This window comes from Rhodococcus sp. C26F, from assembly GCF_053345925.1.
In genome coordinates this window covers 39756-54744 of sequence record NZ_JBKFBA010000029.1, presented here as the reverse complement: position 1 = coordinate 54744, position 14989 = coordinate 39756, and the positions used below count along the sequence as shown (strand labels likewise).

Annotated in this window: 11 protein-coding genes; 5 read left to right on the top strand and 6 right to left on the bottom strand. The window is 67.2% G+C overall.

What is annotated here, in order from left to right:
- The first annotated feature begins 84 nt into the window (after nt 1-84).
- Nucleotides 85-1137 carry a phosphotransferase family protein gene (locus tag ACLBYD_RS22735; RefSeq protein WP_447818243.1) on the top strand — a complete coding sequence of 351 codons (1053 nt, stop codon included), beginning with the start codon at nt 85-87 and terminating at the stop codon, nt 1135-1137.
- A 33-nt stretch (nt 1138-1170) separates the two neighbouring features.
- Entirely contained in the window at nt 1171-2466 is a 1296-nt protein-coding gene (locus ACLBYD_RS22730; protein ID WP_447818242.1) for an acyl-CoA dehydrogenase family protein, read from the top strand.
- Nucleotides 2467-2808: 342 nt separating this feature from the next.
- On the opposite strand, the gene ACLBYD_RS22725 is transcribed toward ACLBYD_RS22730, so the two are convergent.
- The 6 genes from ACLBYD_RS22725 to ACLBYD_RS22700 all read right to left on the bottom strand — a co-directional run bounded on the left by ACLBYD_RS22725 (nt 2809) and on the right by ACLBYD_RS22700 (nt 10087).
- Nucleotides 2809-3786 (bottom strand): DUF2637 domain-containing protein, encoded by a 978-nt coding sequence (locus tag ACLBYD_RS22725; protein ID WP_447818241.1) that lies wholly within the window; start codon nt 3784-3786, stop codon nt 2809-2811.
- A 252-nt stretch (nt 3787-4038) separates the two neighbouring features.
- Entirely contained in the window at nt 4039-4434 is a 396-nt protein-coding gene (locus tag ACLBYD_RS22720; protein ID WP_447818240.1) for a hypothetical protein, read from the bottom strand.
- Nucleotides 4435-4742: 308 nt separating this feature from the next.
- Complete coding sequence (locus ACLBYD_RS22715) at nt 4743-5927, bottom strand: insoluble domain protein (protein WP_447818239.1); 1185 nt, start codon at nt 5925-5927, stop codon at nt 4743-4745.
- Between the two features lie 113 nt (nt 5928-6040).
- Complete coding sequence (locus ACLBYD_RS22710) at nt 6041-7453, bottom strand: ParA family protein (RefSeq protein ID WP_447818238.1); 1413 nt, start codon at nt 7451-7453, stop codon at nt 6041-6043.
- Between the two features lie 2 nt (nt 7454-7455).
- Entirely contained in the window at nt 7456-7806 is a 351-nt protein-coding gene (locus ACLBYD_RS22705) for a hypothetical protein (RefSeq protein ID WP_120284471.1), read from the bottom strand.
- A 124-nt stretch (nt 7807-7930) separates the two neighbouring features.
- Nucleotides 7931-10087 carry a type IV secretory system conjugative DNA transfer family protein gene (locus tag ACLBYD_RS22700; protein ID WP_447818237.1) on the bottom strand — a complete coding sequence of 719 codons (2157 nt, stop codon included), beginning with the start codon at nt 10085-10087 and terminating at the stop codon, nt 7931-7933.
- Between the two features lie 1016 nt (nt 10088-11103).
- Between ACLBYD_RS22700 and ACLBYD_RS22695 the strand changes: the two genes are divergently transcribed.
- The 3 genes from ACLBYD_RS22695 to ACLBYD_RS22685 are packed head-to-tail and all read left to right on the top strand — an operon-like array spanning nt 11104 to nt 14918.
- Nucleotides 11104-11412, top strand: a complete 309-nt coding sequence (locus ACLBYD_RS22695) for a hypothetical protein (protein WP_447818236.1) — start codon at nt 11104-11106, stop codon at nt 11410-11412.
- Nucleotides 11413-11458: 46 nt separating this feature from the next.
- Nucleotides 11459-11872, top strand: a complete 414-nt coding sequence (locus ACLBYD_RS22690; protein WP_447818235.1) for a hypothetical protein — start codon at nt 11459-11461, stop codon at nt 11870-11872.
- Nucleotides 11856-14918: an ATP-binding protein gene (locus ACLBYD_RS22685; protein WP_447818234.1), complete on the top strand. Its 3063-nt coding sequence runs from the start codon at nt 11856-11858 to the stop codon at nt 14916-14918. The genes ACLBYD_RS22690 and ACLBYD_RS22685 overlap by 17 nt, the downstream gene beginning before the upstream one ends.
- The last annotated feature ends 71 nt before the right edge of the window (nt 14919-14989 follow it).

The following is a 14989-nucleotide window of genomic DNA, read 5'->3' as shown; positions in this document are numbered from 1 at the left end:
CCGGCCCATCAGGTGTTGTAGGAATCCACAATCGGTCCCGAAAACCGCAGTGCCCCCATAGGTGTCGGCCGATACGTTCGATACATGCCGACCGACACCACACCCAGCGACCTCCTCGGGGTCGATCTCACCGCCGTGCGGGACTGGATGGACACCCAGGGCCTCGGCTCCGGCGAGCCGACCGCAGTCTCCCCCATCGGCGGCGGGACCCAGAACATCATGATCGGCTTCGAACGCTCCGACGTCCGGTACGTGCTCCGACGCGGACCGAAACACCTTCGGCCTCAATCGAACCGAGTGATGCAGCGGGAGATGACGCTGCTGCGTGCATTGTCCGGGACCGCGGTGCCGCACCCGACCTTCGTTGCCGGCTGCGAAGACACCCACGTGCTCGGTGCGGTGTTCTACCTGATGCGCGCTGTGGACGGCTACAACGCCGCCGAGACCCTCACCCCCGCCCACGGCGCCGACCGAACCTTGCGCCACCGCATGGGCCTGAGCATGGTCGACGCCCTCACCGAACTGGCGCGCCTGGACCCGGCGGCGATCGGATTGAGCGACTTCGGTCGCCCCGAGGGTTTCCTCGAACGACAGGTAGGCCGCTGGCTGGGCGAACTCGAGTCCTTCACCCACCTGCCCGGTTACCCCACGGTGCTATTGCCGCAGGTCGAGAGGATCGCGTCCTGGCTCGACGACAACCGGCCGCCGCAGGGTGCACCCGGCATCCTGCACGGCGACTACCACGTCGCCAACGTCATGTTCGACCGCGTGGCCCCCACGGTCGTCGCGATGGTCGACTGGGAGATGGCTACCGTCGGTGACCCGCTGCTCGATCTGGGCTGGATGTTGGCGATGTGGCCGGACGCCGACGGCGAACCCGACCTACTCGAAAGCCGCCTCACCGCCGCCGGTGGCCTGCCGAGCCGCGCCGAGTTGATCGCCCGGTACGCCGCGAACAGCGACCGCGACCTCTCCGCGCTCGACTGGTACACCGCGCTCGCCGGGTTCAAGCTCGGCATCATCCTCGAGGGCACCTACGCCCGCTCCCTCTCCGGGCAGGCCCCCACCGACGTCGGTGACCGCCTGCACCGCTACGCCCTGCTCCTGTTCGAGCGCACCCTGCGCTCGATCGACTGACCCGCTCCCCACACACCCCGGAGGTACGACGACATGGCTTGGGAATTCTCCACCGAACCCGAGTTCCAGCAGAAACTGGACTGGATGACAAGCTTCGTCCGTGACGAGATCCGTCCGCTCGAGACCCTCGAGCTGACCTGGCCGCAGCTGCGCAAGGCGATCGCGCCGCTGCAGCAGGAGGTCAAGAAGCAGCAGCTGTGGGCCGCGCACCTCGACCCCGAACTCGGCGGCCAGGGCTACGGTCAGGTCAAACTCGGCCTCATGCACGAGATCCTCGGCTCCAGCCCCTACGGGCCGATCGTGTTCGGTTGCCAGGCACCGGATTCCGGAAACGCCGAGATCCTCGCCGCGGTCGGCACCGACGAGCAGAAGCGCCGCTGGCTCGACCCACTGCTCGCCGGTGAGATGTACTCGGCCTTCGCCCTGACCGAACCGGACAACGCCGGTGCCGATCCGACGAACCTGACCACCACCGCGGTCCGCGACGGTGACGGCTGGGTCATCAACGGTGCCAAGTGGTTTATCTCCAACGCCTCCACCGCCGACTTCGTTATCGTCGTCGCCGTCACCGATCCCGACGCCGAACGGCACCGCCGCGCCTCGCAGTTCATCGTCCCCATCGACGCCCCCGGCCTCGAGGTGCTGCGCGACATCGCCTCGATGGAGAATCCGTCGCCGCGGGAGAACACCTACGGGTCGCACTGCGAGGTCGTCTTCCGCGACGTGCAGGTCAGGGATGACGCCCTGCTCGGCAGTCCCGGTGACGGTTTCCTGATCTCGCAGAAGCGCCTCGGTCCGGGTCGTATCCACCACTGCATGCGCTGGATCGGCCAGGCCAACCGCGCCTTCGACATGATGTGCGAGCGCGCCACCTACCGGTTCGCCCACGGCAGCGTCCTCGGCGAGAAGCAGACCGTCCGCAACTGGATCGCCGATTCGGCCGCGGAGATGCAGGCGCTGCGGCTGATGACGCTGCAGGCGGCCTGGGTGATCGACACCCAGGGCACCAAGGCGGCTCGCAAGGAGATCGCCATGATCAAGTACTACGGCGCGAAGATCCTGCACGACGTCATCGACCGGTCCGTGCAGACGCACGGCTCCCTCGGCTACAGCTCCGACCTGCCGCTGGAGTTCATGTATCGCGCGGCTCGCGCCGCACGCTTGTACGACGGACCGGATGAGGTCCACCGCGACACCGTCGCCAAACTGATCCTGCGCAACTACCACGCTCCCGCGGACCGGGTGCCGAGCGAACATGTCCCGACCCGCCGACGCTCAGCGCTCGAGCGTTACCCCGCGCTGTTCGACGAGGTCCTTGCTTCGGTTTGAGCTCAACGAATGACCATGGCCTCTTAGAGCACGGCCCCGAAAGCCTGCTCCTCTGGCTCACACGGTGTGACAGGACAAGAGCATCCCTCTTCGTGGATGCGACCCCACCGTCGAGGGGTGTCGAGACAAGGGCGTCTTTCTGCGTCAAGGGGACGGGCCGAGAGTGCAATTGCAAGGTGGCGGGTCCGGGAAGTGACTGATCCGAAGTGTTGGTGCGGGATATCAGCCAGCTATGCAGGGTTCGAGCGTCCCCGATTGCCCTCCCGGGCCTGCCTCGCTTCTCCGAGCCGCGCCATTGATCAACTGTTGGTAGACGACGTCGGGCAACGCCCACCGGGGAAATCATGCCGATTGCAACTCACGGACCGTCTCGGCGGCATCGGCAGCCGGTAGGGGTGGCACCGTGAATCCTTCGGTTGCGGCGGCTGCAACGAACGAGCGCCACCGGCGACTGACGGTGGACTTGTCGACGTGCAACCGCCGCGCAACCTGGGTTTGCCGCAGGTGCGGCTCGTCGATGAGCATCGCCGCCACGCGTTTGACCGAGTCGGTGAAACTGCTGTCGGCGAGGAACTGCTGCAACCCGGCCGCGGTGTGCGGGTAACCGTTGCGCGTTGTATCGGCGCCGCGGTCGTTGACTACAACGTCGGCGTCCACCGTCGTCTCGGCGAGGGCAACACCCGCAACGCCGGACTCGCGTGAGGTGCCGGGTGATGCACCATCTGCTCGGTGGTGCACCTCGTGGGCATGGCCCGCATCGGTTGCGTTCTCTCGCGTTGCCACGGTGACGAGCGTGAAATCGTGCTCCGTTGTCTTCTCGGTCGCAGTGCGGGTCGGTGCAGCGGCGTTGCTTTCGCGTTGCACGACATGACCCACCGTTGCAGCATCACGGCGTTGGGTGCGTTCGTCGATGACAACCTGCAACATCATGGTGAACAGGTGAAACAGGGCCAGCCACAACAGCGGGAAGATCGCCGCAATGACCGCGGCAATGGCTGGGGGTTGCGGGATGAAGTCGAGCATCTCTCCCGCTGCAACGCGCGCGAGGTTGCGGGCAGCGAGTTGATACGAGTGGTACGAATTGCCCACCACACTCAACGCGACGGTGACGACCGCCAAGCTCATGCAGTAGCGCCGCGCCCAGGCGTGCCAGTTGGCAACGCGGAAGATGACGTAGCCGGCGGTTGCAGCGGCCTGTGCAACATCGATGGCAACCGGCGCCATCCACGCACGGCTCGGATGCACATTGATTTCGATGGCCAGTGCCCGCAACGCATCGAACGACAGCGTGAACGCCAGGCCGGCGAGGAACAGGGCCATGGTTGCCACTGCGGCGACACCGAGCATCTTCGAACGCACCGGCTGCGCATCGTGGCGCAACGGCGGTGCGGACTGAGTGGAGTCATCGGACACGACGAAAGCCTCTTTCTACGAAAATTTCTAGAGGGGTGCTGATTCGACTACTGACGCGGTCATCGCACCCGCTCCCTCTCGCCGGGGTGTGGACACGACCTCCGCGAGATGCACACCGCACGAACCACGCCGGGCACGACGGCTGGGCGGATCCGGTGGTCAGTTGAAGACGTCGACGAACCATTTGCCGTCGATCTGCGCGGTGGTGACGGTCTGGGTGATGCGGTGCACGCCGTCGGGGCGCAGTTCGGACAGATCGACGAGATACACATCCTGCGAGAGGGCTTTGGTGCGTATGCAGTAGTTGGTTCCGACCGGGATGGCGTCGATGAACGGCTGCAACTGTTCGGCCGGGACGACGGAGCTGTTCGGGGTGGCCAGGGCGCGGGCGGCGATTGCGTCGCGCCGCACGTAGTAGGCGTAGTTCCATGCGGCGATCACCCCGGCGCCGCTTCTCTGATCACCCCGGTCGGCGCGGCACTCGTCGTCGAGATCGGACACCGGCGCCGCAGGTGCATCGGAGAGTTCGAGTATCGGTGCGCCGGTGCCATGCACCTGCGTTGCATCAACAGCATTCTGGGAGTCATCACCGGCAACACCCCAGGTCACGGCTGCTACAACCGCGGCCGCGACCGTAGCAACGATGCGCGTGCGTTGCGGTGTGCGACGCCCGGATCGGTCTCGTGGAGTCACTGCAGGTGCAACCAATGCACCGTTCCTCGCATCGCCGGGTGCAACCGCATCAGGGGTTGCACCNCACCCGGCGACACGGTGGGTGCACCGCCGAGAAGGTCGACGACGGCCGGATGTCGGGAGGTGTTCTTGCCGAGTTTCATGGGTGCACCCACATCCTTTCCGTGCCGTCAGGCGGAGGTCGGGGCGCCGGCGCCCTGGCCGATGGCGGTCGAGATCATCTCGGCGGCGGTCCCGGCCGAGCCACCGAAGAACGTCTCGAGCGTGCTGTCGACAGCGGCGATCACACTGTCGCCGCCGGGCTGGGTCGTCACCCACTCGCGGGCCTGCGCATCGATCTGCGGGGCGCTCTGCACCGCGTCCTGCACCATCTCCGCGGCAGCGGCACCGACCGGTCCGGAGGACTGCCACTGCTCGACCGTCGTCGCGGCCTGCTCGGCGATCACGTCCTGGTCCACGTCGGGCAACTCGATCTCGATCGGCTGGCCTTCATCGTCCCCGGCACCGAAGGCGGTGCCGGCGGCCAACCCGACCGCGCCGCCGACGACGGCACCGGGCACTGCACCGATGGCGCCGCCGATCGCCGCACCCGCTGCGGTGCCCGCGACGCCGGTGGTGACTTCGGGCAGCACCGGGATCGGCAGCGGCACCACCCCTGCGAGGGCGGCACCGCCGATGCCGCTGATGGTCCCGCCGATCAACGCCCCCGGCACCGCACCGGCCACCGCACCCGCGGTCGCACCGGCGGCGACACCGCCGATCTGGGCGGCCGCGACACGGTCCGCGCGGTCGGCGTCGACACCGACGGACTTCCAGAACGTGGCCACCTGGGAGCGGGTCAGGCCGGCGGTGTTGTTGGTGCGCTCGCGGTCGGCGTCGGTGACCCAGTTCGGCTGGGTGACGTGGTAGTCGCCGACCATGATTTTCTCGGGCGGGGCGATGTAGATCGGGGCCTGCTCGACCTCGATCGGCGCGTGAAGCGTCGACAGGTCCAGCGGCGGAGTGTAGCCGGCCTGACGGTCGTAGCGGCCGGTGTCGTAGTCGTAGTTCGGCAACGGCGCATACTGCGGCGCTACTGCCGGTGGGGCGGACCAGTAGATCGGCTCGGACGGCGCCTCCGGCACAGACACGACGTCGGGTTCCGGAGCCGGGGCGGGCGCAGAGGTGGTGCCACCTTGGGTTGCGCCGCCAGTGGTTCCGCCCTGCGAGGGAGCCGCCCCGACCGTAGGGGTCAGCACCAGGCCTGCAGCGACCGCGGCGGACGCGACGAACGCGGCCGTGGCCTGACGCTGGACTGCGCGGCGGCGGTGAGCGCGGCGGGCCGCCCGGTTACCGATGGGAGTGTCGTTGTTCATTGGGGATTGCCTTTCGTGTGTCGGCCTCACAGGAGGCCGGGCCTGGTGGGAACAGGGAAGAGTCGGGGTGGAGCAGCTTGCGTCCGGTCCGAACGTGGGTCCGGGCCAGCGCATCAGTCCATGGCTTCGGCGATCAGGTCGATGACGGTGGCAGCAAGGACGGTCAACGCATCGCAGGTGTCGCGCCGCAACCCCCTGAGGGTGATGCGCTCACCGGAGGCGAACAGCGGCTCGAACGGCATCCGGCACACCGGCACCCCGAGCGCAGCGAACGCATCGACGGCGTCCGTTTCGACCATCGGCACATCACCGGGGCCATCGGTGATGACCACGACGGTGCGCGCGAGCACATCCGGGTGCACCGCGGACATCGCCGTCAAGGTGCGTTGCGCCGCCACCGCACTGTCGCGGCGCAGCGGCACCGGAACGATCACCGCGTGCGCGGACACGATCGCCCACCGCCAGCTACCGGCGTGACTGGAGTTGCCGGTGTCGGCAACCAGCAGGTCGTAGTGGCGTCCGAGTATCGACGCCAGTGTGGCGGCGTCGTCATAGGTCAACGGCGTTGCAGTGCCGGTCGGTCCGGCAGCCATGTATGAGCCGCACGGCTGGCGGGTCAGGTAGCGGGTGAGCGTGGACGGGCGCACCTGATGCGCCGTGTCGCTCAGCTCGGCGAGCAAGGTTGCCGCGTCCTGTCCCGTGGCCGGTGGGACCGCGATCCGGTCAGTGAAGCTGCCGCCGATCTCCCCGAGATCCAGGCACGCGATGGTGGCGGGCCCGCGGTGTTCGGCGATGGTTTCGGCCAGACCGATGGCCATCGGGGTCTTGCCGACGCCGCCTTTGACGTTCGCGACGGTCACGAGCGCGCCCTCCGGCAGGAGGCGACCAATCGATGTCTGCGCGCCGCGCAACCTCCTCTCACGCGAATCTGCCTTCGGTGCGAGCCGCAGCCCGAACATCGCATTGACGCGTCCGCGAACACCGCTGCGGGCAGGTGCACCGACCGCGGGATCCACACAGGGTGAGGACAGCGCAGACAACGCACCGAACGACGCGCTGAGCGGCTCTGTGACCGAGCGCGTACCCCGTGTGGACTTCGGTCCCGGGATGGGTGCCGGAGCGGGCTCTGCGGGCCTCTGGGAGGCCTTGGGAACATTCTGTGCAGGCGTCTCGAAGGTCATCGGGTCGGCCGCCACGGTCACCGGTCCCGTCGGTATCGTGGAAACCGGTTCCGCCGCTGCCGGTTCGGGTTCGGTCGTAACGACCGGGATGGGCACGCTCGGAGCGCTCTCGGTGAGCGTGCCGTCGAGACCGACCGTGAGAAACCGCGTGTCCTTGCCCGTCCGGTAGATCACCTCGACGGCGGACTGCTGCTTGACCGCCAGCGTGCACACGAACTCGTGCACCACAGCAGCCAGAGCCTTGTCCTCGCTCGCGGCCAGGTCCATCGGCGGTACATCGGCACCGGTGAGCGTCGCGCGTGCTGTGGTCGCGGAGGTCGCTTCGATCTCGACGGTCGGCGCCATCGTTAGTTGGTCCCGCCGAAGGCACCGGCGCCGGCCAGTGCGGTGTCCATCTCGTCGACAACAGCCTCGGTCTGCGCCAGCTCGTCGAGGGCCTTGTCGCGGGCCTTGCCGTCGGGCAGCGCTTCGATCACCACACGGCGCTTGGTGGCGGCGTCGCGGATCTCGGCGAGGCGTTCGCGCGTGAGTTCCTGTCGTTCGTCGAGTTTGGCCAGCCACACTGGCGAAGTCGCCTTGAAGTAGTCGCGCAGCGCTTTGATCACCGGATCGTTGGCGCCCTTGGACACGAACGGTCCCCGCAGCGCGGCAACGTCCTCGGCAGTGGGGGTGATCGACTGGGAAATGCGACGGGTCATCGGGCAGTCCTTCCAGGGAGTGGTTGCTGGGGCGATTCAAGGGGTGACGGACGGTAGGCCGGGGGTACTTCGGACGCGACTGTGCAGTGGCAATCCAGCGCTCGCGCACCGTGACGCTGGCTCATCACGCGGGTTGTTCGACGAGGTCGGGTTCGGGCAGGACGACGACACCGGTCGCATCGAAAGTGATGCGGGTTTTCACCCGGCCGGCGCCGACGGTCAGGACGGTCTCGACAACCTCACCCTTGGAGCCGCGGCGCACGTCGACCGCCGAGGCGGTGACCGGCACCAGCTCACCGTCCTCGTTGTCGATAAGCACGGTCTGCCCAGCGGTCACGCTCGACGCCGGGATGACATCGGCGAAATCGTCCTCCTCCGGCTCGGGTTCCGGTGCGACACCAGCGCCGGTCTTGGTCATCGACACCGCACCGCTCTCCACCGCCTCTGCGCCGCCGATCACGATCGGTTCGGGGACGCTGCCGTGGCTGCGCGCACGCCGCGCCAGCGCCCGTTCGGATTCGATGAAGTCGGCCAACTCCGGCGAGTAGCAGGTGAACTGCGGCGCCTCCGCCGGTATCAGGCCGTCGATGATTGCCTTCTCGCTCTGCGACAGTTGGTTCCACTTGTTCGGATGCCTATCGACGTTCGGGGTCCACCACATCTGCGCATCGACCGGCGATCCGTCGTCACCGAGGGCGATCCCGCGGCCCTTGACCGAGGTATCGACTTCCCTGCCGACGGTGGAGTCGCCCCACATCATCAGCGCGCCGTCCTGCGAGAGGTTGCCGAGCGAAATGCGGGTGCCGAAGTTGTCGCGCGCATTGCCCGAGGCGCCGCCGAACAGGGACGCATCCGGGCGCTGCACGCCGAGCAACAATCGGATGCCGGCCGAGCGCGCGAGCACCGCCAGATCCGCCCAGGCTCCGAGCGGATCGAGTTCTTTGAGCTGCGTCTTGGTTTCGTCGTCGCCGGTCTTGGCCAGGCGCTGCCATTTGCCGGAGAGGATGAAGAACTCGTCGAGCACCGCGATCATCAGCGGCAGCTGTGAGCCTTCGATCTTCATCTGATGGATGTAGGCGTTGCGCGCCATCATCTCGGTGTGCAGGGCGCGCACGAACATCGCCGCGCGCAGCGCGTCGTAGATGATCGCCCCGCACCCCGGATAGCCCTCGAGGCCGTCGAGTTCGATCATCTTCGGATCGACCCCGACGAACGGGATCCCGCGCCGCGCCGCCTCGGTGAGCAGGGTGCGGATCACCGAGGTCTTACCGCCCCCGGTGGGGCCGACGATCAGGCAGTGCGGTTTGTTGGAGCTGGTGGACACATCCCAGAACATGATCCGATCCGCCGCCCCGGTCGCATACGGCAGGTGCCGCAGGTTCTCATCGACCAGTTCCAGGGGATGGTCGACACGGTCGGGCATGGCGGTGACCAACCGCATCACCAGATAGCCCTTGTTCGGGTACCAATCACACGTCCAATGCCGACCGGATTCGTGCGGGCCGGCCAGCGAGGCGAGGGCTTCGTCGACCTTGGCCTGAAACGCGGGGGCGCCGGCGTTCATCGACTTGGCGAAGGCGATCCGGTAACCGGTCTCGATCCCGTCCTCATCGATGGTGTCGACGCTGACCTTCGGGCTCTTGAAAATCGTGGCCGCATCGAGCGCATCCTGCAGCACCTTCTGCCGTTCGCTGCGGGTATCCGGCGCGATCGCACTGCGCGTGAGGACCAGGCGGTCGCGGTGCGCGTCGTGCCGCACCGTCATCGCCCACCACTCGTCACCGAAGGCGGAGTCGACCGCATGGGAGAACTGCTCGAACTGCTTGGGCCGGATCACCGCACCTCGCGGCAGCGTGATCGTCGCGCGGCGCATCATATGTCCGCTCATGGGCAGCGGAACGGAGATCTTCGTGGGTGTGTGTCCGGTGCTCTGCTGGACCATCGCTTCGAGCATCTGTGACCATCGGCGAGCGCGGTGGCGCGAGATGTCGAGGCCGATCAGTGGTGCGGTCACCACTGTCAGTGGCCATCGGTAGTCGTGCAGCTGGGTCAGCATGTCGATCGCGGCCTGGTTGCCGGCTACGGAGGTAATGAGATGGGAGCTGGTGAAGGCGGCTGCGGCCGGTATCGCCGTGAACGGCGAGACGGGCACGAAGCGCGGCACACACGACGTGCCTTTGTCGTCACCGACGCGGCCGCCGCGAGCGGTCGTGGTGTCGCCGAACGTGTCGCGCCAGGCAGCGACAAGCCAGTCCTTGAGAGGGTCGGGAGTTCCGATCACTGCCTGTGCCTTTCGCTCGTCGTGGCGCTGATCCGGATGTCGTCCGGTGCGGTGTGTGCGAGCACCGTGGCAGAGGGCTCAGGTTTTCGCCAAGCAGGTGGCCCCTGTTCCACATCGGGTAAACGGTTCATGGTCCGGTGCGCGAAGGCACTGATCGGTCAGGCTGCGGTCCAGCATCTTCGAGGCGCGTGGAGAACGAGCCGGGTTCAGCACCGTGAACAGTGGTGAGCAGGCAGCTCGTACAGCACTGCGGTGAGCGCTCATTCCTGCGTCACATGCCGCGGTCGTGTACCGGTGTGATGGGCGCTCGACCGAGCGTGTGCATTCCTGCTCTCATGCGCTGTGTCGAGCGCTCCCAGAGCCGCTGAGCCGTGCGGTTGTCGAGGATGTTCATCACCGGCGCATCCAGCGCTCTGCATAGCGTTCGACGTGGGCGTCTGCGAATACCGTTGGCGTCGAGCGGAATTCTGGATTACACTCCCCCCAAGGAACGCCGGGGGGAGTGACCCCGTAAGGGGTAGGCGTCGCGAGCGCATTGTCGGGCACTCGGATCTATCGCTCGAATCCAACGCTGTTTTCCCGCGCTCATTCGAACGCTGTTGGAGCGCGCTCGCGCAACGCTCGTGCAGGGGGCTGTCTTCCGCGGTCCGATCACCGCCCGGTGAAACTGCTTTTCACACGGCGTGTGCCCGGCGTCGATCCATGCGTACCCGGCACCACTGTGAGCGCTCTTCCGCTCACCGTCGTATAGGCGCGACGCGCGCCGACGAACACATCACTATGTGAGAGCCGACGTCCAGTGCGTGAACCTCGCTGCCGCGCAACCTCAACCGAGTGTGCCGGCATTGTCCTGCAGCCTCCCTTGTCGAGGCGGGTTTCTCGCGCTCGATCTGTCCGCCGACCGCGGCGATCTGTGTCGGGTGTGCGGTCACCTGCTTGGCCGAGATCGGCTCCTCGTTTTACGTTCTCGGCCGTCGCCTTTCGGGCGTACGACCGAACCCGTCACTGGAGTGCTCATGTCTCTCGCGTCAAGCTTTGCCGAATTGGCGATCACGACCGTCCCGCGCGGTGACGTGCTGGCCCAGACCACCGAGGTCACTACGACCGGGGTGCGCGCCTGGATCGAAGACAACATCGTCTTCACGATCCTCGTGCTCATCGCGTGCGTGGTGTTGATGGGTGGTCTGCGCGGCAACTTGTCGAAGGTCGTCACCGTCGGCGGCCTGTCGCTGGTCGGCATGGCGTATCTGGGCATTGCTACGAACACCACCGCGGCGACCGGGATCGGCAACTGGCTCCTCGGCCTGATCGGCATCCAGGTCTGACCACCACCGCGTGAGCACCACACGGCCAAGGAAAGGGAGATCGTCCGTGATCGACAACGACGACATGCTGCACCGCGTGGACCGCCACTACCTCGGCCCGACCGGGTTCACGCTGCCGTTCCGGCTCCGCTACGGGGCGGTCGGGCTCGGCACGGTCATCACCGTCGCGGTGTTCGTCGTCGCCCGTGCGATCGTGCACGTGCCGCTCGGTTTCCAGTCCCTGGTGCTGATTCTCGGGATTGGTGTGGTGATCACCGCGCGGGTGACGAAGTACGTCAACGCGGACCGCCCACTGCGATCCGTAGCCACGGCGGCGTGGAACGACCTGATCGCCCCGCGCCCACCCAAGCCGGACCAGACCGTCGTGCTCCGCATCCCCGCCGCCTTCCACCCCTCGCGAAGCACCCATGTCGCCGCTACGTCGAATGAAGGGAACTCCACCGATGCCTGTGCAGCCTGACAACGACATCGCCGCGCTGTTCGACCCGAACTTCGACGACCCCGAACCGACCGTGGTGCCGCCGGGTGCGTTGCCACCGTCGTGGGCCGCCGCGATCGCCGCCCATCACACCCACTCCCCCACCACAGTGACCACTGCACCACCATCGGAGTTGGCGTGGTCCCAGGCGCTCGACAGCAGCATCACCGCACCCACTCAAGCGGCCACCCCGCCCACTCCAGTCGACGCAGACGCACCGGCCGACAAACGCCCCCGCCGACGCACGAAGCGCGGCAAGACAACCGGCACCGACGCGGAGTTCACCCGCCAGTCCAAGGCGGCGACCAAACGCGCGGATCGTGCCCGCAAGGCGGTGCGCCTGCAGCTGGTCGGTGTGGAAGGCAACATCACCCGTACCCGCACCCAGTCGACCGCATGGTTCGTCCAACCCCCAGGGCCGTGGAACATGCGCCCGGTCGCCCGGCAGCGCCGCTACATCCGCAACGAAGCGCTGGTGCTCGCGAACCTCGCCGAAGCCGGCGTCACCGGCCTGCACCGCCGGCTCGTGCGCACTCCGTGGCCGGTGCGCCACTGGGCGCAAGCACACGACGCGTGGGCCGAACCGATCCCGGATGTTCCGGGTGCGTTGTCGTGGTCGGACTACCTGCGTGGTCAGCAGCACGCGATGTTGTGGGGAAACCCCACCCTCAAAGGTCGTTATTGGGGCATCGAATTGCCGCCCCGTTCGACGCTCGCGGTCGGGCTCGACACCGTCTCCGAATGGCTGCTACCCGCCGTCGAGGTGCCGCTGGTCGGCCGCGTTGCACGACTGGTCCGCTCCTGGGCACACACCGCATTCCTGAACGAGCAGAAGGCGCTCACCGAGCACCTCGCCACCATCGAACGCATCCTCTCGGGACAGGGGGTGCGCGCCAAGCCCGCCACCGCCGCACAGATGGACTATCTGCTGCTGCGCTCGGCCTCGCTCGGATTGCCGCTCGATGCCGAGGGCGTGATCTCCGGCGGCGGCCACTGGGAACACTCCGATGTCGCCGCACTCGAAGACCTCACCGACCTCGAACTGACCCCCGGCGACGGGTACACCACCGTGCGCGGTCAGGTCGGCGGCCGCGACTACACCGGCTACGCCATCGTCCTCACCGTCGGGCGCATGGCACCGCTACCGATCCCGGAGAAGACGCTGCCCTGGCAGGTGATTGGCGACTCGTCCGGTGAACCGCTCGAATGGTCCGAGCGCATCCGTCTGAAAACCAAGAGTCAGACCGTCCGCAGTCTGCGCCGGCTCACCGCGCGCATCGAGGCGCAGTTCGACCACTACACCGTCGAACACGATCAGGTCCCGCCGAAGGAACTCGCCGAACAGCATGCGCTCGCGCAGCGGGTGATCTCCGATATCGAAGACGACCACTCGGGGCTGTCGGTGCGCACCGAGGGCTGGTACCGCGTCCTCGTCGTCGGCTCCACCCCGGAAGAAGCGAAGGAAAAGGTGTCGATGCTGCAGGAGATGTATGCCCCGCGCATCCGCCTCGAACAAGAACACGGCCAGTACCAGTTGCTGCGCGAGTTCCTCCCCGGTGAGCCACTCGCGAACATCGCGCACTGCCGGCGCATGAGTGTCGAAGCCGTCTCCGCCGGGATGGCCGCAGTCGGTGACCGTATCGGGGACCGCACCGGCGTGGTGATCGGCGAGACCGCTTCGATCGCACCCCGGCCGGCGGTATGGGATCTGTTCGCCGCGCACGAAAAGAAGCACAAGTCCGGTCTGACCCCGATCGTCGCGGTGCCCGGCTCGGGCAAAACGTTCCTCGCCGGGATGCTCGTCTACCAAGCAGTGCGTGCCGGGGCCTACGGGGTGGTGCTCGACCCGTCCGGGCCGCTCAAGAAACTCGCGCAGCTCCCCGAGTTCCGGGGTATCGCCGACGTCCAAGCATTGACCGGGCGCACCTCCCGGCCCGGCTCCTTGAATCCGTACCGGGTGATCGTCGATCCACGCCGCGACGACCCCGACTACGACCCGGCCAATCCCGACTACGCCGACGATGCCGATCCGGTCGCCGCCGCTCACTCCCAGTACGAAGCCGACCTACGAGCGGCGCAGGCCGAGCGGATCTCGGTGGCGGTGTCGGTGCTGAAGATGATGCTCTCCCCCGCCCGCCTCGAGCACGAGTGGACCGAAACGGTCCTGCAGACCGCGGCGAACACCGTCGGCGGCGGGCGGCACCACAACCTACGCGAAGTCCTCGACGCCATCGCCGCCCTCGGCAGCGACGACGAGAACCCTGATCTGCGCACCTGCGCGCGCAGCGTGCACCAGGAGTTGTCGATGATGGCCGACCTCGCCGAAGCCCGCGTGCTCTTCCCCGAAGCAGGCACCACCGCCGAGCCGGAGGACAGCGTCGACAACACCACTCGACTGACGGTGCTGACGATGCCCGGCTTACAGCTCCCACCCACCGGCACCGACCCGTCCCAGTGGACCCCGCAGCAACGCATGGCCGGCCCACTCATGCACATGGCAGCGTGGCTGGCGAACCGCCTCGTCTACGAACTGCCACGCTTCGAGCGCAAGGTGCTCTTCCTCGACGAGAACAAATACCTCGAACAGACCGGTGCCGGCCGCACCCTGAACCTGCGCATCGCCCGCGACAGCCGCAAATACAAAGTCCGCGCCCTGGTCTGCTCACAGCTGCCCGATGATTATCTCGGCGTCGACGGCAGCGACGACAAGTCCGCCCTGACCTACGAGGTCATCATCGGCGATCTCGGCGGCAACACCCACGCCATCGACGGCGCCCTCAAATTGCTCAACCTCCCCGCCGGGGAAGGCTACGAAGCGTTGTTAGCCGATCTCGGTGGCGGCGGAGAAGACACCCTCGACGAGGACACCGACACCGACCACCTCGATCAAGCCCGCCGGTTCATCGTGAAGATGGCCGACGACATCGAACTGATCCGCTCGGACTGGACCCACTTCGTCCACCTCGCCCACGTGTTCGCCGCACTCGATTCCCGCGCGACCCGAGCCGCAATGGGCACCCCGGCATGAGCGCGCAGCGAACCCACCGGACGCTCCCGGCCTTGTCACTGTCCGCCCCTTGCGCCGGGCGGCCTGCGCGC

Excerpts from the sequence above, each read along its gene's own strand:
- ACLBYD_RS22685 (WP_447818234.1), top strand. The coding sequence starts at position 11,856 with ATGCCTGTGCAGCCTGACAACGACATCGCCGCGCTGTTCGACCCGAAC.
- ACLBYD_RS22715 (WP_447818239.1), bottom strand. The coding sequence starts at position 5,927 with ATGAACAACGACACTCCCATCGGTAACCGGGCGGCCCGCCGCGCTCAC.
- ACLBYD_RS22705 (WP_120284471.1), bottom strand. The coding sequence starts at position 7,806 with ATGACCCGTCGCATTTCCCAGTCGATCACCCCCACTGCCGAGGACGTT.
- ACLBYD_RS22730 (WP_447818242.1), top strand. The coding sequence starts at position 1,171 with ATGGCTTGGGAATTCTCCACCGAACCCGAGTTCCAGCAGAAACTGGAC.
- ACLBYD_RS22735 (WP_447818243.1), top strand. The coding sequence starts at position 85 with ATGCCGACCGACACCACACCCAGCGACCTCCTCGGGGTCGATCTCACC.
- ACLBYD_RS22725 (WP_447818241.1), bottom strand. The coding sequence starts at position 3,786 with ATGGCCCTGTTCCTCGCCGGCCTGGCGTTCACGCTGTCGTTCGATGCG.
- ACLBYD_RS22695 (WP_447818236.1), top strand. The coding sequence starts at position 11,104 with ATGTCTCTCGCGTCAAGCTTTGCCGAATTGGCGATCACGACCGTCCCG.
- ACLBYD_RS22710 (WP_447818238.1), bottom strand. The coding sequence starts at position 7,453 with ATGGCGCCGACCGTCGAGATCGAAGCGACCTCCGCGACCACAGCACGC.